The 24,563-nt window shown below is 60.9% G+C and carries 24 protein-coding genes, 1 tRNA gene and 1 pseudogene; 18 read left to right on the forward strand and 8 right to left on the reverse strand.

Translation table 11 applies throughout. From position 1 onward, the window contains the following. Window positions 1-77 precede the first annotated feature (77 nt). Window positions 78-833, forward strand: a complete 756-nt coding sequence (locus tag NMG46_RS10000) for a heme ABC transporter permease (protein ID WP_254817503.1) — start codon at window positions 78-80, stop codon at window positions 831-833. A 13-nt stretch (window positions 834-846) separates the two neighbouring features. On the opposite strand, the pseudogene NMG46_RS10005 reads toward NMG46_RS10000, so the two are convergent. Further along, window positions 847-1,904 (reverse strand): annotated as a pseudogene (locus tag NMG46_RS10005) (D-TA family PLP-dependent enzyme). A 141-nt stretch (window positions 1,905-2,045) separates the two neighbouring features. Between NMG46_RS10005 and NMG46_RS10010 the strand changes: the two are divergent. Further along, the gene (locus NMG46_RS10010) at window positions 2,046-2,732 is read left to right on the forward strand and encodes a D-lyxose/D-mannose family sugar isomerase (RefSeq protein ID WP_254817504.1); all 687 of its coding nucleotides are present in this window, start codon (window positions 2,046-2,048) and stop codon (window positions 2,730-2,732) included. A gap of 750 nt (window positions 2,733-3,482) precedes the next feature. Here NMG46_RS10010 and NMG46_RS10015 read toward each other — a convergent pair. Beyond that, window positions 3,483-3,641, reverse strand: coding sequence for a hypothetical protein (locus NMG46_RS10015; protein ID WP_254817505.1), 159 nt, complete (start codon window positions 3,639-3,641; stop codon window positions 3,483-3,485). Between the two features lie 151 nt (window positions 3,642-3,792). On the opposite strand from NMG46_RS10015, the gene NMG46_RS10020 reads away from it, so the two are divergent. The 8 genes from NMG46_RS10020 (at window position 3,793) to NMG46_RS10055 (ending at window position 9,681) form a co-directional block, all read left to right on the forward strand. Next, window positions 3,793-4,515 (forward strand): LuxR family transcriptional regulator, encoded by a 723-nt coding sequence (locus NMG46_RS10020; RefSeq protein WP_254817506.1) that lies wholly within the window; start codon window positions 3,793-3,795, stop codon window positions 4,513-4,515. A gap of 170 nt (window positions 4,516-4,685) precedes the next feature. After that, window positions 4,686-5,345, forward strand: a complete 660-nt coding sequence (locus NMG46_RS10025) for an acyl-homoserine-lactone synthase (protein ID WP_254817507.1) — start codon at window positions 4,686-4,688, stop codon at window positions 5,343-5,345. 54 nt (window positions 5,346-5,399) lie between these two features. Continuing rightward, window positions 5,400-5,798: a hypothetical protein gene (locus NMG46_RS10030; RefSeq protein ID WP_254817508.1), complete on the forward strand. Its 399-nt coding sequence runs from the start codon at window positions 5,400-5,402 to the stop codon at window positions 5,796-5,798. Then, on the forward strand, window positions 5,798-6,367 hold the full coding sequence (locus tag NMG46_RS10035) for a hypothetical protein (RefSeq protein ID WP_254817509.1): 570 nt from the start codon (window positions 5,798-5,800) through the stop codon (window positions 6,365-6,367). Before NMG46_RS10030 ends, NMG46_RS10035 begins: the two co-directional genes overlap by 1 nt. 1 nt (window position 6,368) lies before the next feature. Then, window positions 6,369-7,124 carry a hypothetical protein gene (locus NMG46_RS10040; protein WP_254817510.1) on the forward strand — a complete coding sequence of 252 codons (756 nt, stop codon included), beginning with the start codon at window positions 6,369-6,371 and terminating at the stop codon, window positions 7,122-7,124. A 111-nt stretch (window positions 7,125-7,235) separates the two neighbouring features. Next, the gene (locus tag NMG46_RS10045; RefSeq protein ID WP_254817511.1) at window positions 7,236-7,658 is read left to right on the forward strand and encodes a hypothetical protein; all 423 of its coding nucleotides are present in this window, start codon (window positions 7,236-7,238) and stop codon (window positions 7,656-7,658) included. Window positions 7,659-7,860: 202 nt separating this feature from the next. Continuing rightward, window positions 7,861-8,292 carry a DUF4440 domain-containing protein gene (locus NMG46_RS10050; protein WP_254817512.1) on the forward strand — a complete coding sequence of 144 codons (432 nt, stop codon included), beginning with the start codon at window positions 7,861-7,863 and terminating at the stop codon, window positions 8,290-8,292. A gap of 546 nt (window positions 8,293-8,838) precedes the next feature. After that, on the forward strand, window positions 8,839-9,681 hold the full coding sequence (locus tag NMG46_RS10055) for a hypothetical protein (RefSeq protein WP_254817513.1): 843 nt from the start codon (window positions 8,839-8,841) through the stop codon (window positions 9,679-9,681). A gap of 388 nt (window positions 9,682-10,069) precedes the next feature. On the opposite strand, the gene NMG46_RS10060 is transcribed toward NMG46_RS10055, so the two are convergent. After that, window positions 10,070-10,143: transfer RNA gene (locus NMG46_RS10060), tRNA-Gln, on the reverse strand. A gap of 111 nt (window positions 10,144-10,254) precedes the next feature. Continuing rightward, on the reverse strand, window positions 10,255-11,187 hold the full coding sequence (locus NMG46_RS10065) for a lysylphosphatidylglycerol synthase domain-containing protein (RefSeq protein WP_254817514.1): 933 nt from the start codon (window positions 11,185-11,187) through the stop codon (window positions 10,255-10,257). Window positions 11,188-11,515: 328 nt separating this feature from the next. On the opposite strand from NMG46_RS10065, the gene NMG46_RS10070 reads away from it, so the two are divergent. Continuing rightward, the gene (locus NMG46_RS10070) at window positions 11,516-12,946 is read left to right on the forward strand and encodes a Ppx/GppA phosphatase family protein (protein WP_254817515.1); all 1,431 of its coding nucleotides are present in this window, start codon (window positions 11,516-11,518) and stop codon (window positions 12,944-12,946) included. 58 nt (window positions 12,947-13,004) lie between these two features. Next, complete coding sequence (locus NMG46_RS10075; RefSeq protein WP_254817516.1) at window positions 13,005-13,715, forward strand: RlmE family RNA methyltransferase; 711 nt, start codon at window positions 13,005-13,007, stop codon at window positions 13,713-13,715. A 213-nt stretch (window positions 13,716-13,928) separates the two neighbouring features. On the opposite strand, the gene NMG46_RS10080 is transcribed toward NMG46_RS10075, so the two are convergent. Beyond that, window positions 13,929-15,350, reverse strand: a complete 1,422-nt coding sequence (locus tag NMG46_RS10080; RefSeq protein ID WP_254817517.1) for an MFS transporter — start codon at window positions 15,348-15,350, stop codon at window positions 13,929-13,931. A 291-nt stretch (window positions 15,351-15,641) separates the two neighbouring features. Here NMG46_RS10080 and guaB point away from each other — a divergent pair, with 291 nt between their 5' ends. From guaB to NMG46_RS10095, 3 genes are read left to right on the forward strand one after another with little or no spacing between them, the layout of a single operon-like run. Next, window positions 15,642-17,144, forward strand: coding sequence for an IMP dehydrogenase (gene guaB / locus NMG46_RS10085; protein WP_254817518.1), 1,503 nt, complete (start codon window positions 15,642-15,644; stop codon window positions 17,142-17,144). A gap of 31 nt (window positions 17,145-17,175) precedes the next feature. Continuing rightward, on the forward strand, window positions 17,176-17,715 hold the full coding sequence (locus tag NMG46_RS10090; protein ID WP_254817519.1) for a hypothetical protein: 540 nt from the start codon (window positions 17,176-17,178) through the stop codon (window positions 17,713-17,715). Window positions 17,716-17,743: 28 nt separating this feature from the next. Next, the gene (locus tag NMG46_RS10095) at window positions 17,744-18,163 is read left to right on the forward strand and encodes an MAPEG family protein (RefSeq protein ID WP_254817520.1); all 420 of its coding nucleotides are present in this window, start codon (window positions 17,744-17,746) and stop codon (window positions 18,161-18,163) included. A 12-nt stretch (window positions 18,164-18,175) separates the two neighbouring features. Here NMG46_RS10095 and rnd read toward each other — a convergent pair whose 3' ends face one another. Then, window positions 18,176-19,327, reverse strand: a complete 1,152-nt coding sequence (gene rnd, locus NMG46_RS10100) for a ribonuclease D (protein ID WP_254817521.1) — start codon at window positions 19,325-19,327, stop codon at window positions 18,176-18,178. A gap of 73 nt (window positions 19,328-19,400) precedes the next feature. Then, entirely contained in the window at window positions 19,401-20,648 is a 1,248-nt protein-coding gene (locus tag NMG46_RS10105) for an MFS transporter (RefSeq protein ID WP_254817522.1), read from the reverse strand. A 254-nt stretch (window positions 20,649-20,902) separates the two neighbouring features. Here NMG46_RS10105 and NMG46_RS10110 point away from each other — a divergent pair, with 254 nt between their 5' ends. The 3 genes from NMG46_RS10110 to NMG46_RS10120 all read left to right on the forward strand — a co-directional run bounded on the left by NMG46_RS10110 (window position 20,903) and on the right by NMG46_RS10120 (window position 23,956). Continuing rightward, window positions 20,903-22,171, forward strand: a complete 1,269-nt coding sequence (locus tag NMG46_RS10110; protein ID WP_254817523.1) for an ABC transporter substrate-binding protein — start codon at window positions 20,903-20,905, stop codon at window positions 22,169-22,171. Between the two features lie 68 nt (window positions 22,172-22,239). Further along, the gene (locus NMG46_RS10115) at window positions 22,240-23,112 is read left to right on the forward strand and encodes a carbohydrate ABC transporter permease (protein WP_254817726.1); all 873 of its coding nucleotides are present in this window, start codon (window positions 22,240-22,242) and stop codon (window positions 23,110-23,112) included. Window positions 23,113-23,131: 19 nt separating this feature from the next. Next, a complete protein-coding gene (locus tag NMG46_RS10120) occupies window positions 23,132-23,956 on the forward strand; it encodes a carbohydrate ABC transporter permease (RefSeq protein WP_254817524.1) in 825 nt (274 codons plus the stop codon). Window positions 23,957-24,042: 86 nt separating this feature from the next. Here NMG46_RS10120 and NMG46_RS10125 read toward each other — a convergent pair whose 3' ends face one another. Continuing rightward, on the reverse strand, window positions 24,043-24,444 hold the full coding sequence (locus NMG46_RS10125) for a hemin receptor (RefSeq protein ID WP_254817525.1): 402 nt from the start codon (window positions 24,442-24,444) through the stop codon (window positions 24,043-24,045). Between the last annotated feature and the right edge of the window lie 119 nt (window positions 24,445-24,563).

Raw genomic sequence — 24,563 nt, forward strand, 5'->3', positions numbered from 1 at the left:
CGCCGATCCACCTTCTCCCGCAAGGGGAACCGCCGCTGTGGTTGCCGCAACTCCGCCGGCGGTCTATGTAAGGCCGCATGAGCGACACGACCTCACGCCCCTCCGGCTGGATGGATATTGCCAACCCGACGCGGTTCGTCGGGCTTGCCGACAAGGTCGTGCCGTGGCTGGCGAGCGTCGCCGCCGTCGTCCTCGCTGTCGGTCTCTATATGAGCTTCACGGCGCCTGAGGACTTCCAGCAGGGCATCACCGTTCGCATCATGTATATCCACGTGCCTTTCGCCTGGCTTGCCATGATGTGCTACACGCTGATGGCGGTCTCGGCACTGGGCACGCTGGTCTGGCGCCATCCGCTGGCCGACGTGGCGCTGAAATCGGCGGCACCCATCGGCGCCGTCTTCACCGCCCTTGCGCTGATCACCGGTTCGATCTGGGGCAAGCCGATGTGGGGCACCTGGTGGGTGTGGGACGCCCGGCTGACCTCGGTTTTCATCCTGTTCCTGATGTATCTCGGCATTATCGCCCTGACCCGCGCGCTAGACGATGCCGGGCGTGCCGCCTGGGCCGCGGCCATCATAACGCTGGTAGGCTTCATCAACATCCCGATCATCAAATTCTCGGTCGATTGGTGGAACACGCTGCATCAGCCGGCGTCGGTGTTCCGTCTTGGTGGGCCGACGATTGATCCAAGCCTGTTGTGGCCCTTGCTGGTGATGGCACTCGGCTTCACCGTGCTTTTCTTCGCGCTGCACCTGACGGCGATGCGCACCGAGATCCGACGCCGCCGCGTCATTTCGATGCGCCGGGTTGCCGCGAGGCAGGCTGAACGGTAGCCAACCGATAGGATCAAGCCATACGCCCGCGTGCTGCCACCGGCAGCGTCTCAATCACCTTGTCGCCTTCGATCAGATGCACCTCGTCGAACAGGTTGGTGACGACGCAGCAATGGTCGGGTACGACGCGCACGCGCTGGCCGATGCGAAGCTCGGCGCCGCCTGACAGCGTGACGTTGCCGTGTTCTTCGCTGAGGCTGGTCACCCTTGCGCCTGAAATGCCCAGCAGCTCGCCGAAATCGGCGAGCCCCAGCGTATCGCTGGAGAGCGCCTTGCTGCCGGCGTCGAGGATGGCGCGTGTCGGCGTTGGGTGGCTGACCACCGTCGACAGCACGGTCAGCGCGCAATCGTCGAGGCTGCCGACGCCTTTGGCGACCTGGTAGCGGTCGAGATAGATGTAGGTGCCGGGCCGGTATTCGGTAACGACGCTATGCTCGCCGGAACGCCACATATCGGGTGTGCCGCCGCTGGAGATGCGCTCGCAAGCAAGGCCGGATGTGGCAAGTGCTTGCTGCGCATCGGCGAGCCACGCCTCGGTTTCGGCGGCGCGGCCCGCCCCCGGGTAGGTCATCAGGCCGCCAAACACGAGCCCCCGGACCTTGTCGATCTCGCTCGCCAGCGCGACTGCCTCGCCGGCCGACTGCACACCGCAGCGGCCCATGCCGGTGTCGCATTCGACCAGCACCGGCAGGCGGTGGCCGGGATCGTTAAAGGTGGCGGCAAGTCCCATCAGCGTGTCCATACTGTCCGTTGTCACCGACAGGGTTATGCGGCCGTGCAGCGCCTTGAGGCGTTCCAGCTTGGCCCGCCCGAGGATATTGTAGGGCAGAAAGATGTCGGTCAGTCCGGCATCGGCCATGATTTCGGCCTCGCCGATCTTCTGGCAGGTGATGCCGATGGCCCCGGCCGCGACCTGCTTTTTCGCCCAGTAGGGCAGCTTGTGGGTCTTGATGTGCGGCCGGAGCTTCAGCCCGTGCCGGTCGGCATGGGCCTGCGCCCGGGCGATGTTGGCTTCTGCGCGCGGGCGTCGATCAGGATCGCCGGCGTATCGAGGTCGTCTATGCTGCGCATGGAATGTCACCTTTGGGAATCTGTCGGGACTTATGGCCCTGATCGTCGCCGATGTCATGAGGCCAGAATGCGGTTTACGTCGACACCGGATCGGTGTTCGGTTATGCGCTGTAGGCACCGCCTGAAGAAGGGATCATGATCATGAAACGCTCCGCCATCAACGACATCATCCGCGACGCCGACGCCTTCATCCGTTCGTTCGGCTACATCATGCCGCCCTTCGCCTACTGGACCCCGGAAGAGATGAAGGCGCACCGGCAGGATTCGGCGGCCATCTTCTCGTCGCGGCTCGGCTGGGACATCACCGATTACGGCCAGGGCAAGTTCGACGAGCTCGGCCTGTTCCTGTTCACTGTTCGCAACGGCCGCTACGAGGACATGAAGAAGGGCATGGGCATGCTCTATGCCGAAAAGATCATGATCTCGCGCAAGGATCAGCTGTCGCCGATGCACCGCCACAACATCAAGGCCGAGGACATCATCAACCGTGGCGGGGGCAAGCTGGTGCTGGAGCTGTTCATGCATGACCGCGATGGCGGCATCGATCCGAAGGCCGAAGTATCGGTGCCTGTCGACGGAACCATCCACAGACTGCCTGCGGGTGGATTGCTGAAGCTCGACCCAGGCCAGAGCGTGACGCTGCTGCCGGGCGTCTGGCACGCCTTCTGGGCCGAGGGCAAGGACGTGCTGATCGGCGAGGTCTCGACCGTCAATGACGATCTCACCGACAACGTTTTTCGCGAACCGATCGGCCGCTTCGCGGACATCGACGAGGACACAGCACCGCTGCACCTCTTGGTATCCGATTACGAGATGTGGGTGGGTTAAGGCAGGGTGGCGAGGAACACTTACGCTTGAGAGTGAAGGTCCTCGGCAATCAGCCGCTTCTGTCGCAAGTCGACCCGAGTCGTTGTGCACAGCTGATCCAGCGGCATTTTGACGTGGGCTTCGTCAAGCGGGATTAGCGCGTAGTAATTGCCCTCGCCCGGCTGTGGGATTGGCGCCGGGGCCGACTTGTCATCGTCGGGATCGACTCGTGAGGCGGCAATGATGACGCCTCGAGAATCGTATACCGCGTGAAGCGCTATTGGCATGTCTTGGCTCCTCAGGGAGAACTTATCGCCGCGAATCTTATTTGCATATCGTCTGATACGTTCGTCTGTATTACCTCGGTCTGGCCTGTCTCGTCGATGTAGGTATACAGGCTTTCCCAGCGCAAAGTGGCCGTGCGAAGGACGACCGCCGCACGTACCGAGTACCCCCAGTAGGCATCGCCTGTTCCGAGCTTCCAAAACCACACCATTTGGCTGCCAGCTCGTTGGAAAGTGGATTGAGTGACGAAAGTGGCCAAGGAAGTCTCCTTGAGGCTTGATTTCCGTAGAACCTGGAACTCTCGAGGAGTCTTCTTGCAACATCCGCTTGCGACTGCCAGAGGATAGGGAACACGAGCACCCTCGGACGGATAGGCATTTCAACCCCGCGAGACTGAATTTGCGGGAGAAGATGGCACTGGTCAAGCGTCAATCTTCGGTGGCAATGGGCGGCTGCGCACGCTTTTCGTGCATTTCCACTCCTGGTCTAACGCTGATGCTTGTCGGCCCAGCGGTTGCCCAGCAGAAGCTCCGGATGCGCCGGATCAGCACCCGGCTCCAGCCAGACCCGTTGCACGTCGACCAAGAGCAGCGCGGTTTCGCCGGCCCGGAACGGCTCGTTTCGTTTCGGCAATGCTGGCGTCATGCTTGGGGTCCTGTGTTGCTGATCACAATCGGGCTGATTTAGCTGATTATGGTCCGCGCGTCCTGCGTGGCGGAAACACTTATTGGGAGTATTCGAAGTCGCTAATTTGAGTTAAACTTTGTGTTCGGGCGTGGAGACGGGGGTCTCTGTCATGATCGATTCAGACGTGTTCGACTTTGTCGAACGCTGCAGGAACCATACAGCAACCGGGCCGCTGCTGAGCGACCTTCTTGATACCGTGAGGAATCTCGGCTTCGAACATCTTATCCTGAGCGGTGTGCCCCTCAGCGGTCAGAAACTTGCGCCGATGGTTGAACTGAATGGCTGGCCGGCCGGCTGGTTCGAACGCTATGTCGAGGCCGAGCACGCCGCCGTCGATGGTGTTTGCATCTACTCGGCAAAGACCCTGAAGCCGTTCCTTTGGTCCGAAGTTCCGGCAAAGTGGTCAGATACGGAAGGTTCTCGACGCGTTGCCGGCGAGGCGACGGAGTTCGGCATCTGGAGCGGCTTCGCCGTGCCGATGCTCAGCATTCACCATTGGCAATCCGTGCTGTCGTTTGCCTCGTCGGCGAAGTCCTGCACCCTGTCGCCGCGCCATCAAGTGCAACTGGTGACCATGGCGGTCTACGCCGGCATGTCGATCCAGGCCTTGGCGGATGACGATGATGACGATGAGGGCGTGCTGACCGACCGCGAAAAAGAAGTGCTCTTGTGGGCCGCGGCCGGCAAGACCTCGTCGGAGACATCCCAAATCCTCGGCCTGACCGAGCGTACGGTCAAATGGCACTCAACGCGCGCTCGCGAGGCTTTTGGCGTCGCCACGACCACGCAGGCGGTCGTCGAGGCGGTGCGCCGGCGCCTGATCCACCCCTAGAGCATGATCCCGAAAAGTTGCAGATTTTTCGGATAAGATCATGCGAAGAAACAAAGAGCTAGAGCAGGACGACCGTCCTGCTACTAGCCGCGTCAACTGTCCTATCGGACAGGTGACGTACATTAGCGCGGCTGCAAATATCCCTGCGAGAACGATCGGGGGATCGCGCCATGATAACGGCCCACGTAGTCAATGCGCACAACAAGCATCTTTACGAAAACGAGTTCGACGAATTTCTGCGCCGGCGGCACGACTTCTTCGTGCACCAGAAACATTGGCGCCCTCCGAGCCCGGACGGTCGCGAGCTAGACCAATTCGATACTGACGCGGCGACTTACCTGCTTGGTATTGAAGATGGTCGCGTGGTGACCTCGGCTCGATTGATCCCAACGAGCGAGCCGCACATGGTCTCGGAGGTTTTTTCTCACATGTGCGAAAAATCGGGCGTCCCAAGGCGTCCCGATTGGGCCGAATGGACCCGCACATTCGTCGTTCCCGACAAGCGAACTGCCGGACTGAGGGGCACGCTGACGCAGCTGTGCTGCGCCGTGATGGAATACGCTCTCGACGAGGGCCTCAGCGCCGTCGGCGGGGTCCAGGAAACCTACTTCATGCCGCACCACGGCGCGCTGAAATGGCGCGCCGAGCCGATGGGCATGGCCAGGGAAGAAAACGGCGAGTGGTACATCGTCGCGTATATCGAAGTGAACGAGGCGGCCCTGGCGAGTGTTCGAAGAATACTTGGGATCGAGCATTCGTTGCTGGTTCGGCGGGGGGCGCAATCACCTTTCGTAGACTGGTCGAGAAGTCCCAGGCAGGCTGTCCTATGAACTTGATGTGCCCGATCCGAAGTGGATAATGATCGAAATCGGAGTTAAAATGAAATGAAAATCGCAGGGGCATTGGTTTATGTTTTGTTGCCAACAGTATTTTGTGTTGACTCTATGGTAAAGGCCGATGAACTTGCGGTAGTTGCTCAAGTCTGTACGGAGCAGGGGGTTTGCGGGGATATCGAGCCGGCCACGGCGTTGTTGATATTGGGTCTTGCGCAGATCGCAAAGGAACTCTCCAAGGATAAGCCGTTCGGCCCAAATAATGAGATAGTGAAGGCGGTTACTACGATGATCAATGATCTAAAGAATGGCCCTGGCCCGAACAATGACCTCGTGAAGATATTAAAAAATGCCGGTAACGACCTGTCATGCGGTCCTGGTCCAAACAATGATGTAATCAAGTTCCTGAACGGTCTAGGTATCAAAATCGTCGCAAAGGGGTGCAAGTGATGCGCAGGAGATCCACCTCGTTTGTATTAGCCGTCTGGGCCGCCGCTACGTTTTGTAGTCCAGCGCGCGCAGCTTCCGACGTATGCGTGCAGGCTGGAGACCAGGGGTACAAGCAGATTAACGACATTTACGACCCAAAGATCGACATGTTGATGCGCATTGCGGATGGCTTAAAAGCAAAGGGGTTTGATCCAAGAAATTACCCGGTTGTGCTATCTGATGGCAGGGTTGAACCTCTCGATCTGATCGATGCCATCAGCAAAGCCGCTATAGGAAAGGCGGCGGCCTACAAACAGGTCAACGATGCCGTAGAGCAATGTAATCAGGGACTCAAGACGCCACAGAAAGTCACAGATGCAGCCGTTTTCTTTGCCACAGGAGGGCTTTCCGCGATTCTGCCGCCTCGATTTACGCATGTCGACGTCAGTGAAATCTTGGCTGGAAAGCCATTTGGCGGACCTAATGCCTTTTTGCCGAAGGCGCGCGACGACCTCCTGAAGGGTCTGGGGATCGGAGGGGATGTGGCTTGCATAATTAAGGATCCGAAGAAAATTTTCGGCGGGTGCTGAGATGCAGTCGAAGTGTTTTGTTGTGGGCATAATCGCCCTATCTGCCTTTTTTTCCGGGCAATGTATTGCCGCAGACGTATGCCGAGAGGCGGCCGGTAGATCCGACCAAGCCGTCAGGGAACAATATCAGCGCACCATCGACTACTACATTAAGCTGGCTGCTGCGGCTCGCATGAAAGGTTTCGATCCGGAGAACTTCCCTCAATCGGATCAGAACGGCAATGTCGAGACCGTCAACTTTGTTGAAATAATCAACGACCTTTCATCGCAACGAGATCAAGCCATTTCCGAGATCTATGGCGGATTTCAAGACTGCGAACAGGGGTTCCAGCCTGCTCAGGACATCATCGATACCGGTGAGTTTTATCTTTCCGGCGGTCTGACAGAAATCCTGCCCGACCAAGTAACCCACATCGACGCCAGTAGGTTGCTGCGTGGCACGCCCTTCGGCGGTCCCAACGCTCTGCTGCCGCGCGCCCGGGACCAAATCCTGATCAGTCTTGGAATTGGCGGGGATTTGGCCAACATCATCAGAAATCCGCTTGAGATCCGGCCCGGAGGTCCAGTGCGGCTGCCATGGAACCCGATCCTGAACATCCCAAATCTTCCACTGCCCAACGTGCAGTTACCGAACTTTCCGCCGCTCCCAAATGCACACTTGCCGAACCTCCCGCCACTGCCACCATTGCCTTCGCCTCCTCCGCCGGTTCAGCTTGGAACCGTGGGAGGACACAGGGTGTGCGTCCCGTGGTGCTAGCACTTTCGCGCTGGCACCAATTGCGCGGTTCAACAGAGCGCTAGAGACAATCGACATCGCGTCACACTCGGCGGCACAGCTGACGGTATCGGCTATGCAAGCCCCAGGACCGTGGAGCAGAAGGTCTTCGGGCGTGAAAACACTTTGGCTCGCCATACGGTGCTGGGGGATGCGGCAGACCGGAGCGCGGGCAAGGTGCACCATGCGGCGGGGACGACATGGCAAAAAGTGCCCTGCCACCGTAATTCGATCGAACTTTGTATCGGTTCGTTGATCAGCGATATCCCGGGGAACAGATGCAAGCGAGCGCATCTATTTTTCTTCAAACGCCGTTACGAACCCGTTCCGAAATTGGCGATTACGGTGACAGTGCACTATGTTCTTTTCGCCGCCTGCCCTCGTGTTTCCGGGTTTTACGGCTTTGCCGATTTGCCCGGCGATGCTCCGCCCACGGGTGCATCGATAACCGCGACATCGGCGACGCGGCAATACTCGATGAGCAGTTCTTGTGGAACACATAGTCTTCGGACGTGAAAACACTTTGGCTCGCCCGAACGGTGCTGGGGATGCGGCATACCGGGAACGCCGGCAAGGTGCACATGCGACCGGGGGCGACGGTAAAAAGTGCACTCACCGTAATTCTGATCTATACTCCGGACACCAGCGCGAACGCCTAGGCGAAGGGCGGATGAAGCGCGTGATAGAGTTCTCTTTTTAGTCATGTGGCGATGTTGAGATGTTAGCCTCCGACCTGACGAAGTTTATCGAGCAGGATCATCTGGCTCTGGATGCCTTCGTAAAGGGCGATCCTGAGCCCCTGAAAAACCTCTATTCGCGACAGGACGACGTCATTATTGCCAATCCCTTTGGCCCGCCGGCGAAGGGATGGAGGAAGGCCGTTGAGACCATGGAACGGGCCGCCACCAATTACCGGCAGGGCAAGGCCATCGGCTTTGAGCGCATCTCGGAGTATGCGACTGCCGACTTGGGATACATCATCGAGGTCGAGCGGTTCCAATCCAAGGTCGGTGGTGGCAACAAACTGGTGCCAATTGCGCTTCGAGTCACCACCATATTCCGGCGCGAGGAAGGCGCGTGGAGGATCGTCCTTCGTCATGCCGATCCGATAACCTCGGCACGCCCGCCGACGTCCATTCTCGGGGAGTAGAAGGGTTGCCGGAGAGGTTTTAGGAATTACGGTGACGGTGCACTAATTTCTTTTCGCCGCGTGCCTCGTTTTCCGAGTTCTCACGGCTTTTGCCGATTTGCCCGGCGATACTCTCGGCCCACGGGTGCAAAAGCGCGACGTCGGCGACGCGGCAATCCTCGATGAGCAGTTCTTGTGGAATACATAGTCTCCGGACGTGAAAACACTTTGGCTCGCCCGTGCGGCGCTGGGGTGCGGCAGACCGGGAACGCCGGTAAGGGGCACCATGCCACGGCGGCGGCGGCATGTAAAAAGTGCATTGTCACCGTAATTCAGTGCCGAAGCGGGAATTGATATAGACCGTGGGAATCGCGAGGCCGCCCTTGCGGGGGTGACGCCGGCACTGCATCCTGACCAGAAGGCCCGGGGGGACACTGTGAACTTATCGAGCAGCGCAGCGAAAGGCGTGCGGTCCTGACGCGAACCTGGAACCGAATTTGGTTCTGGTGCAGCTTTCCTTTTGCTCGCCTCGGTTTTTGGCTTCGGGAACGCAAGCGCTACAATGCGATGTTCCCGCGACGCTGGCTGAGTCCTGCCCAGATCATTGACCACGACCTCGAACTTGTAGACGACGATGATATCGGCAAGCTGGATCGATCGTTGCTGGATTTGCTTGTTGCCAGAAGGGATCATCTTAAGTCGTCAAGTGGGAAATTCACCATTTTAAATATATCACTTTTTACCTTTTTGGTTGCGAACTACTTTCACCTAGGAACCGATGTTAGCGTCTATGGAATTTCTATTAAAAGCTCTCCAGGTGTTGCGGAATCTCTTCTCGCTATATCAAGCACGCTCGGAATATACGCGGCCACCCTCCAGGCCAACATAGCAATCGTCGACGGGGCTATAGCCCACCTTCTCAAGCGGATTTTTCCTCGGGGTATACTCAATGTTATGCAGTCAGCTTTGATTCCAGAGACTGCCCTCGGAAAATACTTTCCATCGAATATACCACATCTGGTGTTTACAGGTTTTCATTCGGATGCTTCCAAATATTTCGTATATTTTTATTTGATGTTGTTGATTGTAGTAATAGCATGCGTGTACGCAATAAATATGCTTCTGATGAAGGAAATATGGATCGCGTCATCTCTTGGAGTTTACAGTAAGATAATCGTTGTCTATGTCTTTATTTGCGGTATTTTTGGCGCAATGTTTCTATTGCTAACCAGATTTCCTTCTCCATACCGAGATTATTCGGTGCTCCACAAGATGCAAATTGCAGAACAACTATGGCCGGATCAGGCATCGGACCTTCGACAACAGCTTTACGGGGCCAATATCGAGGACCGGGCCGATTTAGAACGTCGAGGATACATCAAGCCTTACAAGATGCCAGAAGGAGCTTGAATACGAGCGGGGCGGCCCCGTCTTGCCACAAGAGCCTGCCTACGATCCGTCACTCCATACCGGAATACGATTGATTCCCAGCCGGCGGACACGAAGGCCGACAGCCTCGCGCTTGGTCGCGGAAAATGGCTCCGCTTCCGGCCTGCCGTGATCCTTGCCGTCTTCGCATTTTCATTCGGTAGGCCAGCGAGTTGATGTCCACATCGCCAAAAATCTGGATCAGATCATCGGGGAAATAATTGCAGAGCTCTTGCAGTAGCCGCAGCGGATGCGGACCAGCCGCCTGCCGTCGTTCAAATTGGATAGCGGCTAACAGTGTGGCGTGTCGCGGCACGAAATCGCAGGAAACGAAAAATCCCGATCGCCATAAGTCTCTGATTTGGCTTGTTGGCTGGGGAACCTGGATTCGAACCAGGACTAACGGAGTCAGAGTCCGTGGGTCTACCGTTAACCTATTCCCCAGCAGGCGCTTGTCGCGCAGGGTGGGCCGCCAGACAGCCGCGCGGCCCTTGTAGCCGCCGCCGGAAAATAGTCAACCCTGTGTCGGCGTTCAATCGTCGTCTTCCGGCGCCTTCAATTCTCGCTGCGGCTGTATTGCGAGTGCTCGAAAAACAGCACCACGCCGAGCGCGATCAGCAGCGGGATGATCAGATAGAACAGCCGGAACACCAGCAGCGCCGCCAGTACGCCGACCTGGTCCATATGCGACAAGCCCGCAAGGAACACCACCTCGAACACGCCGAGCCCGCCCGGCGCATGCGAGATCTGCGCGATCGAGAACGACACCAGGAAAACGCCGAGCACGACGAAATAACCGGGATTGCCGGTGGCGGGCAGGGCAAAGAAGATGATCGCCGCCGCCGCCAGCAGCTCGATCGGGCCGACCAGCAATTGCCGCGCCACGATCGGCAGCGCCGGGTAGTGCAGCTGAAAGCTGCCGATCCTCAGGGGTCTCAGATGCAGCCAACTGCCGAAGACATAGGCCGCCACCACGAGCAGCATGGCAAGGCCGGCCGCCTGCGCCAGCCGGTGATGCGGCGTGCCGGAAAACCGGTCGATCACCTCAGGCTCGAGCAGCAGGACGATGCTTGAGACGAACAGCGTCGACAGCACGAAGGTGATCCAGCAGATCGCCACCAGAACGCCGACATCCTGCCCGGACAGGCCCTTGGTGCCGTAGGCGCGGTAGCGGATCACCGCACCGGAAAACACCGAGCCGCCGATATTGTGCGACAGCGCGTAGGTGGTGAACGAGCAGAAGGTGACGAACAGCCACGATACTTTCTTGCCGATATGCAGCAGCGCGATGTGGTCGTAGCCGGCGAGCGAGGCATAGGCGACGACCGAGCTCAGCGCCGCGAGCACCCAGCCGCGCGCCGGGATGGCGACTATGCCGTCCCAGACGTCGTCGAGCGAGATGCCGCGCAATTCGTGCAGCAACAGCCACAGCGAGAACACCACCGCGGCGACGCCGATGACGGGCCAGAAATAGCGGCTCCAGTTCATTGCCTGACGATCATGCGTTGCAGCCCGTACCCGTTATCCGGTTCGCAGCAGGAAAACCGCCCGCTATCCCGAATGGTTCATTTCAGAAATGCCTCATTGAAGCCGGCTATTCAACCGGGAAGGCGCGCTGTAGCGCTGGCGTCTTTCCTTCTCCCACAAGAAGGGGAGAAGGGATCCCCAACGTGGCCGCCCTTCATGCCCCCGGCAAAATTCGGCCCTTGCACTCTTGGTGATCCGGCCCGGCGCTGATAGTCTGGCCGCAACTTGAACATGTAAAAGCGCCTGCTGCGTCCGGTCTCCGGTTCGCGCGGCGCCGGAAGGAACGACAGTGGAAGACCACGAAGCCGGCGCTGGCGCGCCGGAAGTGGGCGTGTCCAGGGGTTCGCCGCCGCCATCCGGCCAGGCAAACCCAGCCGCCGGACGCTACGGCCGTCAGGTGCAGCCCCGGTCCGGCAATGGACAGGCTGGCGACACGTCCCACGATCACAAGGGTCAGAACGGCCCGCATCAGAACGGCAAACCCAAGAAGCGGCGCAAGCGGCGGCGCGGGCGCAAGGTTTTCGCACGCGACGAGGCTCGTCCGGTGATAACAGGCACTTCGGTGCCCGCCGCCGGCGGGGCCCCGACCGCTCGCCAGCCCCAGCCGGCGGCTTCGATCGCGCCGCAGTCCTCCATCGCGCAATCGGCTTCAATCGCGCAATTGCCTCCTGCCTTGCCAAGGCCGGGGCAAGGTGCCCGCACGCCGCCACCGCTGCAGCAATTGCCGGTGTTTGCCGCGCTCGACCTCGGCACCAACAATTGCCGTCTGCTGGTCGCGGTGCCGACGCGCCATGGCCAGTTCCGCGTCATCGATGCGTTCTCGCGCATCGTCAGGCTGGGCGAGGGCCTTACCGCCAATGGCCGGCTTGGCGAGGCTGCAATGGACCGCGCGGTCGAGGCGCTGAAGATCTGCGGCGACAAATTGCGCAACCGCAAGGTCAGGAAGGCCAGGCTGATCGCTACCGAGGCCTGCCGCACCGCCGCCAACGGCGTCGAGTTCCTCGAACGCGTCGAGCGCGAGGCCGGCCTGAAGCTCGAGATCATCGACCGCCAGACCGAGGCGCGGCTGGCGGTGTCGGGCTGCGGCTCGCTGGTCGAGCGCGACACGCAAGGCGTCGTGCTGTTCGACATCGGCGGCGGCTCGTCCGAAATCGCGCTGATCGACCTTACCGGCCAGCGCTCGCCAAGGCTCGCCAACCACATCGTGTCGTGGACGTCGCTGCCGGTCGGCGTCGTCTCGCTGGCCGAGCGTTTTGGCGGCCGCACGGTGACGCGCGAGATCTTTGGCGCCATGGTCGAGGATGTCGCAATGCGGCTGCGCGCCTTCGACGGGCGCGACCGGCTGAGCCATCTCCTGTCCAGCCCGAAATTCCATCTGCTCGGCACCTCGGGCACGGTGACGACGCTGGCCGGCGTCCACCTCGATCTCGAACGTTACGACCGCCGCCGCGTCGACGGGTTGTGGATGGATCGCGACAGCGTCGACCGCATGGTCGAAAAGCTGGTCGGCTGGGATTTCCAGCAGCGCGTCGCCAACCCTTGCATCGGCGCCGACCGCGCCGACCTGGTTCTGGCCGGCTGCGCCATATTGGAGGCGATCCGTGCCGTCTGGCCGTCCGAACGGCTGCGTGTCGCCGACCGCGGCCTGCGCGAGGGCATACTGAGCGAGTTGATGGCCGATGACGGCGTCTGGCGCAACAGCGGGCGGGGCAGAGCATGATCCCGAAAAGTGGCTGCCGGTTTTCGGACAAGATCATGCTCAAACAAGTAATCAAGCAATGACCAAAAAACCGGAAAGACCGAGCTCCGCCGGCATTCGCGTGCTGAAGACGAAGATCAAGAAGAAAAGCGGCTTGAAGGAATCGTCGCGCCGTTGGTTGCAGCGCCACATCAACGATCCCTATGTCCAGCGCTCGAAGGCCGACGGCTATCGCTCGCGCGCCGCCTACAAGCTGATCGAGATCGACGACAAGCACCATTTGCTCAAGCCCGGCATGAAGGTGATCGACCTTGGTGCGGCACCCGGCGGCTGGTGCCAGGTCGCCGCCGCACGTACCAAATCTACCGCGGAACACCCGAACGTCGTCGGCATCGATTACCTGGAGATGGACGCGGTGCCGGGCGCGCCGGTGCTGCTGATGGATTTCCTCGATCCGCAGGCGCCTGAGAAGCTGGCCGAGACGCTGGGCGGTCAGCCGGACATCGTGCTCTCCGACATGGCCGCACCCACCACCGGCCACAAGCGGACCGACCACATCCGCACCATGCATCTGTGCGAGGTGGCGGCCGATTTCGCGCTGTCGGTATTGAAGCCGGGCGGACATTTCCTCGCCAAGACGTTTCAGGGCGGCGCCGAGAACGAATTGCTGGCGAGACTCAAGCGGAATTTCCGCTCGGTCCATCACGTCAAGCCGCCGGCCTCGCGCGACGAATCGGTGGAGCTCTATCTCTTGGCGAAAGATTTTAAAGGCGGAAACGGCACGGCGTGAAAATCGCTCTGTAGCGGTCCTTCGCGCCCCCCTCTGTCCTGCCGGACATCTCCCCCACGAGGGGGGAGATTGGCAGCTTCGGCGCGCCGCCTAATCCTGCAACGCTGGAGATTGGTGAAACCGACATCACGTCCATCTCCCCCACGTGGGGGAGATGGCCGGCAGGCCAGAGGGGGGCGCTGTCCCTCCGGCGTCCGTAAGCACGAGGAAAGGTCAACTCCCCGGCGGGCTCACCGGCTCCAGGGTCTTTGGCGGTGTCAGCCGGCCATGTCCAGACACGGCATTGCCGGCGTCCGGCGCCAGCCGCATGAACGACAGCGAGGCCGCCGCCGACACCGCCGCCACGATGAAGAAGGCGGTGTGAAAGTCGGCCAGCGTCAACGGGCCGCCATGGATCGTGGTCGACACTTCCAGGATGCCGCCGGCCAGCGCCACACCGAGCGCGATCGCCAACTGCTGGAACACCGCCGTGATCGGCGTCGCCTTGCTGGTGTCGGCGACCGAAATCTCGGCGTAGGCAAGCGCGTTGATGCCGGTGAAGAACATCGAGCGGATGAAGCCCCCGGCGAGCAGCATGGCGAGGATCAGCCCATAGGGCGTGTCGGGTGTGAACAGGCCGTTGATGGCGATGGACGCGGCAGCGATGAGCGAGCCTGAAATCAGCACCCGGCGGAAGCCGGCGACCCTGAAGATCAGCGCGGTGACGAATTTCATGCCTATGGCGCCGATCGCCGAGACGAAGGTGATCATGCCGGACTGGAACGGCGTCAACCCGAAACCGATCTGGAACATCAGCGGCAAAAGAAAAGGTACGGCACCAATGCCGATGCGGAACAGTCCGCCGCCGAGCACCGACGAGCGGAACACCCGATTGCGAAACAGCTCGAGCGCCAGCAGCGGATTCTTGGCGCGCCGCGCGTGCAGCAGATAGAGCACCGCCGACGCCAGACCGACTGCTACGGTGACAAAGCCGGTAGCGGGCGGCAGAGCCGGCAGGCTGACCACCGACAGGCCGAACACGATGCCCGATGCCGCCAACCCGCTCAGCACGAAACCGGTGAAATCGAGCGGCGGCGTCTGCGCGGCGTCGGTCTTTGGCAGGAAACGCGTGGCCAGCCAGATCCCGATCAGCCCGATCGGCACGTTGATCAGAAAAATCCAGTGCCAGGAAAAATAGGTCGTGATGAAGCCGCCTATCGGCGGGCCCACCAGCGGGCCGACCAGAGCCGGGACGGTCAGCCACGACATGGCGGCAACGAGTTCGCCTTTCGGCGTCGCGCGTACCAGCACCAGACGCCCAACCGGCGTCATCATGGCGCCGCCAATGCCTTGCAGGAAGCGTGAGACCACGAAAGCCGGCAGCGAATTGGAAATGGCGCACGCGACCGAACCGACGATGAACACGGCGATCGCGGCACGGAAGACATTCTTGGCGCCGAAGCGGTCGGCCATCCAGCCGCTGATCGGAATGAAGATCGCCAGCGATGCCAGATAGGCGGTCAGCGCCAGCTTGAGCGCGATCGGGCTGCTGTGGATGTCGATGGCGATCGCCGGCAATGATGTCGCAATGACGGTCGAATCCATGTTTTCCATGAAGAGAGCGACCGCCAGGATAAGCGGAATGGTGCGGTTCACGATGGATCCGGCCTTGAAATGTGCGTCGCGATTACTTGCCGGCCTTGGGGCCAAACCGATACGTAGGGCGGTTATCATGCCTTGGCCCGGATGTCGCATTAATTTGCCGTCACGTTTGTGCGACCGCAAGTCGTGCAGCACCTGCGGCAATGCAGCTTTGCCACTACACAACCATCGGCTTTTCAACGGCGACGGGACGTGTTACGAGCCAGCGCCAATCCTGAAAGGGAAGAAGACGAGTCGGCGCTGTCCATCAGGGCGAGCGCCTTTCCTGCATTCCGAGGGCTGGCCATGGCAAAAATCATCGAGACGTCCACCGGCGCATTGGCGCTGACCTTTGACGACGTGCTGCTGCAGCCGGGTCATTCCGAGGTCATGCCCGGAGAGACCGACATCCGCACCCGCATCGCCGGCGACATCGACCTCAACGTGCCGATCCTGTCGGCCGCCATGGACACGGTTACCGAGGCGCGGCTCGCCATCGCCATGGCCCAGGCCGGCGGCATTGGCGTCATCCACCGCAATTTCTCGCCGGCCGAACAGGCCGAGCAGGTGCGGCAGGTGAAGAAATTCGAATCCGGCATGGTGGTCAACCCTGTCACCATCGGTCCCGAGGCGACGCTTGCCGATGCGCTGGGCCTGATGCGCACCTACAGCATTTCGGGCATTCCGGTGGTCGAGAACGGCGGCGCCGGCGGCCACACGGTCGGCCGGCTCGTCGGCATCCTGACCAACCGCGACGTCCGCTTCGCGTCCGATCCGGCGCAAAAGGTCTATGAGCTGATGACCCGCGAGAACCTGATCACGGTCAAGGAGAACGTCGATCAGGACGAGGCCAAGCGGCTGCTCCATCAGCACCGCATCGAGAAGCTGGTTGTGGTCGATCGGGACGGCAATTGCGTCGGGCTGATCACGGTCAAGGACATCGAGAAGTCGCAGCTCAACCCGCACGCCACCAAGGATGCGCAGGGGCGCTTGCGCGCCGCCGCCGCCACCAGTGTCGGCGATGACGGTTTCGAGCGGGCCGAGCGCCTCATCGATGCCGGCGTCGACCTTCTGGTGATCGACACCGCGCACGGTCATTCGCAGCGCGTTCTGGATGCCGTGACGCGGGCCAAGAAGCTGTCCAACTCGGTTCGCATCCTGGCCGGCAACGTCGCCACCGCGGAAGGCACCTTGGCGCTGATCGATGCCGGCGCCGACGCGGTCAAGGTCGGCATCGGACCAGGCTCCATCTGCACCACCCGCATCGTCGCCGGCGTCGGCGTACCGCAGCTCTCGGCAATCATGTCGGCAGTCGAGACGGCGCAGAAATCGGGCGTTTCGGTTATTGCCGATGGCGGCATCAAATATTCGGGCGATCTCGCCAAGGCGCTGGCCGCCGGCGCCAGCGCGGCGATGATTGGCTCGCTGCTGGCCGGCACCGACGAGAGCCCCGGCGAGGTCTATCTGCATCAGGGCCGCTCCTTCAAAGCCTATCGCGGCATGGGTTCGGTCGGCGCGATGGCGCGCGGCTCCGCCGATCGGTACTTCCAGGCCGAGGTGCGCGACACGCTGAAACTGGTCCCGGAAGGCATCGAAGGGCAGGTGCCGTACAAAGGACCTGTGTCTGGCGTGCTGCACCAGCTTGCAGGCGGCCTGAAAGCCGCTATGGGTTATGTCGGTGGCCGCGACCTTGCCGATTTCCGCGAGCGCGCCACTTTTGTGCGGATATCCAATGCCGGACTTCGTGAAAGCCACGCCCATGACGTCACGATTACCCGCGAAAGCCCGAATTATCCTGGCGGAGCCTGACCGTCATGCGTCTTGGCGCAATCTGGCGGCAATGATCCTGCGGCTGTCGCGCCACGCGGCCGCACTCTGTGTCGCCACAGTGGCGGTTTTCATCATCATGACGGCGATGGAGTTCCTCTATTTTCGCCGATTGAGCGGCGGTCTGCCGTCGCTCGACATGCGCTATGCCGGTTTCACTCCGGATGAGGGCATGGCCTGGCTAACGGCTCTCGGCCGGCGCGGCAGCGAGATTATCCTCGTCTGGCATTACCTGACCTTCGACCTGCTGTTTCCGGCGCTGCTGTCGCTGACGATGGTCAGCCTGATCCTGGCCACGGGCCGGCGGCTGAAGAATTTCCATGCACTGCCTGCGCAAACGCAGGCGACATTCGCAGCTGTGCTGGTGCTGCCCTACACGCTCGCCGACTATGCCCAGAACATCGCCGTGGCTCGTCTTTTGTCCGATTTTCTGTCGGCCAATCCGGATTCGCTATCCTTCGCCTCGGCGCTGATCGTCACCAAATTCGCCCTGCTGGCGATACCGGGAACCGTTATTGCGGCTTTCATTCTGATGGCTCAGAAACGGCCTTGAAGGCTGGGTGACAACGACAGGGGGCGTCTTGAACCAGACCGCGATCTTCTGGCCGATGCTGGCGCAGGTGCTGCTGGTCTATATCGTCTATGTCGTAATGGGCCGGCGCCGCCATGGCGCGGTCAGATCGGGCGAAGCCAAGACCGGCCAGTTCAAGACGCGCTCGACGGAGCCTGGGTCCAGTATCACCGTCGCCAACAATCTGAGCAACCAGTTCGAACTGCCGGTGCTTTTCTACGTCTTATGCTTGACGCTGCACGTGACCAATGGCGTCAATTATCTGACTTTGGCACTGATTTGGATCTTTGTCGTCTCCCGCTATCTTCACGCATCGGTCCACTTGACCAGCAATCGGCTAATCCTGCGCAGCAGGGCATTCTACCTGGGCGCGGTCGTTCTCGCACTTGGCTGGATATGGGTGGCGCTGCATCTGCTCGGCTTAGTCTGAGCAAGCTCAAGGCTACAAATCGAACACCGCGATCTTGCGCTTGTCGAACCTGATGGCGAGTTCGCCGCGCACCAGCTTGAGCGCGGCCTCGCCGAAAACGGCACGCCGCCAGCCTTGCAATGCCGGCACGTCGGCTTCCTCGCCCTCGGCAGCGATGCGGTCGATGTCGTCACTGGAGGCGAGTACCTTCGAGGCGACGCCTTCCCTTTCGGCAACGATCCGCAGCAGCACCTTCAGCAACTCCGCCGCGGCGCTGGACCCCTCCGGCGGCTGGAAGCTCTTCGGCAGCTTCGGCATCTCTTCCCTGGGCAGGGCAAGGGCAGCGTTGACTGCGCCAAGCAATGCCGTCGCCGTCGAAGAGCGTTCCCAGCCCTTCGGCGTGGTGCGCAGCTTGCTCAGCGCCGCAGCGTCGCGCGGCGCCTGCTGCGCCACTTCGTAGATCGCATCGTCCTTGAGGACCCGGCCGCGCGGCACGTCGCGCTCGCGCGCTTCGCGTTCGCGCCAGGCCGCCACCGCCTGCACGATCGCCAGTTCCTGCGGCTTGCGCAGCCGCATTTTGAGCCGCTTCCAGGCATCCTCGGGATGCGGATCGTAGGTCTCGCGCGAGGTCAGCACGTCCATCTCCTCGTTCAGCCAGTGGGCGCGGTTTTCCCGCACCAGCTCGGCGCTGAGATGCTTGTAGACCTCGATCAGGTGGGTGACGTCGGCGAGCGCGTAGTCGAGCTGCTTTTCGGACAGCGGACGGTGGCGCCAGTCGGTGAAGCGCGAGGACTTGTCGAGCCGCGCGCCGGTGATGCGCTGCACCAGCTGGTCGTAGGAAACGCTGTCGCCGAAGCCGCAGACCATTGCCGCGACCTGGGTGTCGAACACCGGATGCGGCACCAGATCGCCGAGATGCACAATGATTTCGATGTCCTGCCGCGCCGCATGGAAGACTTTGACGATCGCCTCGTTGGCCATCAGCCTGAAGAACGGTTTCAGGTCGATGTCGGGCGACAGCGGATCGATCAGCGCCGTCACCCCGGGCGCTGCCATCTGGATCAGGCACAGGATCGGCCAGAAGGTCGTTTCGCGAATGAATTCGGTATCGACGGTGACGAATTCCGCCTTTTCGAAAGCGGCAATAGCGGTCTCGAGTTCTTTCTGAGTGGTGATGACGTGCATCAAATCACTTTTGGCAAGGGATAGGGTCTCTTTCAATTTCAGCCGCGCGCGCTTTCGTCAAGCGCAAGCACCTCTATCCAGGCTTTGCGGGTTCATCGGGATCGGCATTCCGCTTCGCCAACCGGGCAAAAACCGTCGAAGTGCGCAACAGCGCCGTAAAGCGGCTGCGATGGGTGGCCGGCACGGCGGAGCGCGCCTGCATCCGGTAAAGGATGACGGCCACGAAGATCGCATAGACGGTGGCGCTGAACACGAACAGCGCGCTCGGCCCGAAAAATTGCATCACCGTCGAGGCTGCGAACGGCCCGCCGATGGCGCCGAAGGAATAAAACAGCATCAAGGCTGCGTTGATCAGCACGAACTCGCCCTTGTCGGCGCGGTCGTTCGAATGCGCCGCCGACAGCGAATAGAGCGGCATGGCGAAGCAGCCGAAGATGAAGACGAGCAGGAAGTTGAGGAACGGGCTGCCGCCTGCTACGAACGCCAGGGCCAGTGCCGCCACCATCGCACAGCACGTCGTCATCAGCAGCACCGAGCGCCGGTCCCAGCGGTCGGAGAGATAGCCGAGCGGGTATTGGATGATGGCGCCGCCGAAAATGCCGACGCTGACGAAGGTGACGACGTCGGCGACAGACATGCCGATCTGCTCGGCATAGACCGGCGACAGGGTGCGGAAAGCGCTGTTCGTGACGCCGACGGCGATACAGCCGAAGCAGCCGAGCGGCGAGATCCGCCAGACGCGGGCCAAATCGAGCTTGACCTCTTCGGGCGGGGCAGGATTGGAACGGTCGCCGAGCGACACCGGCACCAGCGAGAGCGTGATCATGATCGACATGATGGCGAAGATGGCAAAGCCGCCGGCGCCGAAGATCGGGATCAGGAACTGGGCGCCCGTCACCGAGCCGATGTCGACCATCCGGTAGATGGCAAGCACCCGCGCCCGGTCGGTGTTGGTGACGCCGGAATTCAGCCAGGCTTCCATGATTGTGAACAAGCCGGCAAAGCAGAACCCGCCGGCAAAGCGCACGGCGCACCACATCACCGGATCGATGACCAGCACCAGAAGCAGCGTCCCCGCCGAGGCGATCGCCGCCAGTGCCGAAAAGGCGCGCACATGGCCGACGGACTTCATGATGCGGGTAACGGCCAGGCAGCCAAGCAAAAAGCCGGCGAAATAGAACGTGCCAATCAGGCCGATCGACGAAGCGGGAAAACCCTCCTGCGCACCACGCAGCGCAATCAACGTGCTCTGCAGGCCGTTGCCGCCGAGCAGGATGCCGGCGGCGATCAGAAGGGGGATCAGCGGGCGGATGGAAGACATGAAGGAAAGCCTGTCGTTGATCCCTTCTTGAACCATCGCCTTCGCCAATGCCAGCGGCAATTCCCTGTGGCATTGGGGCCAGCCGGGGCTGCCGCGTGGCGCGGACCCTCCGTGTTGGAACCAAGGCGTATCTTTGTAGTTCAGTGCTGGTGGGCGAATACGCGTCTTGTGAGCTGCCGGTGTGCGGAGACGGTGTTGGGCATCGATGTGGTTTCTGCTGCCCGGCCTGAAGCTCCAAAGGGAGGTCCGCCATCATGAAATTTCATTCCGCATCTGCGGCATTTGCCGTGGCCGCAGTTCTGGCGGCCGGGCCGGCGCGGGCTGTCGACCTCGCCATGGTGTCCGGCGATACCGGCAACGGCCAGAGAATCCTTCGCGAGATCCTCGATCAATACGAGAAGAAGACCGGCAACAAGGTTAGCGTCGTTCCGCTGCCTCCGTCGGCGACGGACCAGTTTGGCCAATACCGGCTCTGGCTCGCCGCCGGAAGCAGCGACGTCGATGTCTATCAAACGGACATCATCTGGGCCCCCCAGCTTGCAAGGCAGTTCATCGACCTGACCGAAGCGACCAAGGATGTCGTTGGCGCCCATTTCCCATCGATCATCAAATCGCAGACCGTGGACCGCAAGCTGGTCGCCTTGCCGATATTCACCGACGCTCCGGCGCTCTACTACCGCAAGGATCTCCTCGACAAATACGGCGCCAGGGTCCCGGCCAGCTGGGCCGAGCTTGCCGACACCGCCAAGCTTGTCATGGACAAGGAGCGCGACGCCGGCAGCAAGGACATGTGGGGCTTCGTTTTCCAGGGCAACGCCTATGAGGGGCTGACCTGCGATGCACTCGAATGGGTGAAGTCGAACGGCGGCGGCCAGATTATCGAGCCGGATGGCACGATCTCCATCAACAATCCGCAAGCAGCTGCGGCGCTGGAAATGGCGAGGAGCTGGGTGGGAACCATCTCGCCGCCCGGCGTTCTGGCCTATCAGGAAGAAGAGTCGCGCGGAGTCTGGCAGACAGGCAACGCCGTCTTCATGCGCAACTGGCCCTACGCCTACGCGCTTGGCAACAGCGAAAGCTCCCCCATCAAAGGCAAGTTCGAGGTGACCACGCTGCCGCCGGGGTCGGGCGAGGGCGCCCGCCCGGCAGCAACGCTTGGCGGCTGGAATCTCGCGGTTTCCAAATATTCGAAGAACCCGGATGCAGCGATCGATCTGGTCAAATGGATCGCCTCGCCGCAGATGCAGAAGTACCGCGCCTTGAAGGGGGCATATCTGCCGACCATCCAGGCACTCTATGACGATGCCGACATCGCCAGCGCCCAGCCGGTGATTCCGCGCTGGAAGGAAGTCGTCCTCAACGCGGTGCCGCGTCCCTCGGCCCAAGCCAAGAGCAGGTACAATGAGGCATCGAGCGAGTTCTGGACCGCCGTCCACAACACCATTTCCGGCGAGGGCACGGCCGCCGACAACCTTGCCGATCTGGAGTTCTCCTTGACCAGGCTCAAAGGCACCGCCTGGTGACCTCGCCGCACTCAGGCTCGCTGCTGGCGCGTCAGCGTGTGCGATCGGCATGGCTGCTGCTTGCCCCGATGCTCATCGTGCTCGCCGCCGTTGCCGGCTGGCCGTTGATGCGCACGATCTATTTCGGCTTCACCGATGCCTCGCTCGCCGACCTCGAAGCCCGCCGCTGGGTTGGCTTCGCCAACTATTTCTCCGTCGTGCAAATGCCGAGCGGCCGCGTCATCTACGACGGGCTGCTCGCCGATCCGGTCTGGTGGCGCGCTGTCTGGAACACCGTGCGCTTCGCGGTGATTTCGGTGACCTGCGAGACGGTGCTCGGCATGATCGTCGCGCTGGTGCTCAACGCCAGGTTTCGCGGCCGCGGTATCGTACGTGCCGCGATTCTAATCCCTTGGGCCATCCCGACGATCGTCTCGGCGAAAATGTGGCAGTGGATGCTCAACGACCAATTCGGCATCATCAACGACGTCCTGCTCAAGCTCGGCCTGATCAGTACAAAAATCGCCTGGACCGCCAGCGCCGACACGGCGATGGTCGCCGTCCTCGTTGTCGATATCTGGAAAGCGACCCCGTTCATGGCGCTTCTCATTCTCGCCGGCCTCCAGATGCTTCCACAAGAAATCTACGAGGTCGCCAAGCTCGACGGCGTCGGCGCGTGGAGAGTTTTCTGGAAGATCACCTTGCCGCTCATCCGACCGGCGTTGATGGTGGCCATGATCTTTCGCGGTCTCGATGCCCTGCGCATCTTCGATCTGATCTACGTGCTTACGCCAAACAACATACACACCAAGTCGATGTCGGTGTTTGCCCGCGAGAGCCTGTTTGAGTTCGACAAATTCGCTTCCGGTTCCGCCGCCTCGACGTTGCTCTTCCTTATCCTCGCTCTACTGACCATGCTCGTTCTTTGGCTCGGCCGGATAAGACTGGACAAGGACTATTGATCATGGGGGGCTAGTGACCATGTGGATCGTCAAGCGCACGGCTTTCTACCTCCTCGTCGCCGTTATCGTTGTTGTCGCGGTGTTCCCGTTCTACTACGCCATCATCACCAGCCTGAAATCGGGGACGGCGCTCTTCCAGATCGACTATTGGCCGACGGCGATTACCTTTAGCAACTACAGGACCGTGTTCACCGAGGGGGCCTTTTTGCGCAATCTCGTGAACTCGCTGTTCATCTCGAGCGCCGTCGTCTTCATTTCGCTGTTCCTCGGCATCACCGCCGCCTATGCGCTGGCGCGCATCCGCTTCAGAGGCCGTTCGGCACTGCTCCTCATCATCCTGTCCGTCTCGATGTTCCCGCAATTGGCGGTGCTTGCCGGGCTTTTCGAGCTAATCCGCATCTTCGGCCTCTACAATTCGCCATTCGCGCTGATCTTGTCCTACATGATCTTCACCTTGCCGTTCACCGTCTGGGTGCTCACCGCCTTCGTTCGCGACCTGCCGATCGAGCTGGAGGAAGCGGCGATCCTCGATGGCGCCACGCCCTGGATCATCATCAGCCGCGTCTTCCTGCCGCTGATGTGGCCGGCGCTGGCGACCACCGGGCTCCTCGCCTTCATCGGCGCTTGGAACGAGTTCCTGTTCGCCCTGACGTTTACCTCCAGCAACGAGCAGCGAACCGTGCCGGTGGCGATAGCGCTGCTCTCCGGCAGCTCGCAGTTCGAGATCCCGTGGGGCAACATCATGGCCGCATCGGTGATCGTCACCGTGCCGCTCGTCATCCTTGTCCTGATCTTCCAGCGCAAGATCATCTCCGGCCTCACGGCGGGCGGGGTGAAGGGATGAGGGTGGTGAACCTCTCGTCTGACGACGATGAAGACCGGCAGCATCAGCGTCGACCCGGCAAAAATGGCTTAAGCTGTTTCTGGAATTTAGAATTTCAGCGACCCTGCATGGGAGATGAACGCTTCAATGCTGTCCTTTGGGTAGCCAAGAAGAGTTCCTTCTAGCCTCGCTAAATCATTCCTTGTGAACACGTCAAAGGCTTCTCCGTCGCGGCACATTTGAGAGATCAACAGGCTGAGCTTGCAGCGCCATTCCTCTGTCGGCAGGCAGTAGCGGCGTTCTTCCACAGAAGTTCCAGGGTCAATGTAGGAGAATTTGAGAATATGGCCGTCATCGACAAAGGGTTTGAAAAGCGCGTCGCCAATATCGCCGGCGTCCATGCCTGGTTCCGCTGCGAACAAGGCCATTGGTTTCTCGCCCTGAAGCATCATTTCCAATTCGCGGCCATTGTGTGGCCCAACACCCGGTGGGAGCGTGCGTTTTGGCATCAAGCGTCTCCAAATCGTTTGACGAAGGGATCGTCCCAAGAAACACTTTTTGCAGCAACGCGCCATGGGCGCCAAAGGCTTCAACCCTAAAGGTCGGGCCAGAGATGCCCCAAGCGCCG

This window comes from Mesorhizobium sp. LMG 17147, from assembly GCF_024297145.1.
Taxonomy (GTDB): Bacteria; Pseudomonadota; Alphaproteobacteria; order Rhizobiales; family Rhizobiaceae; genus Mesorhizobium.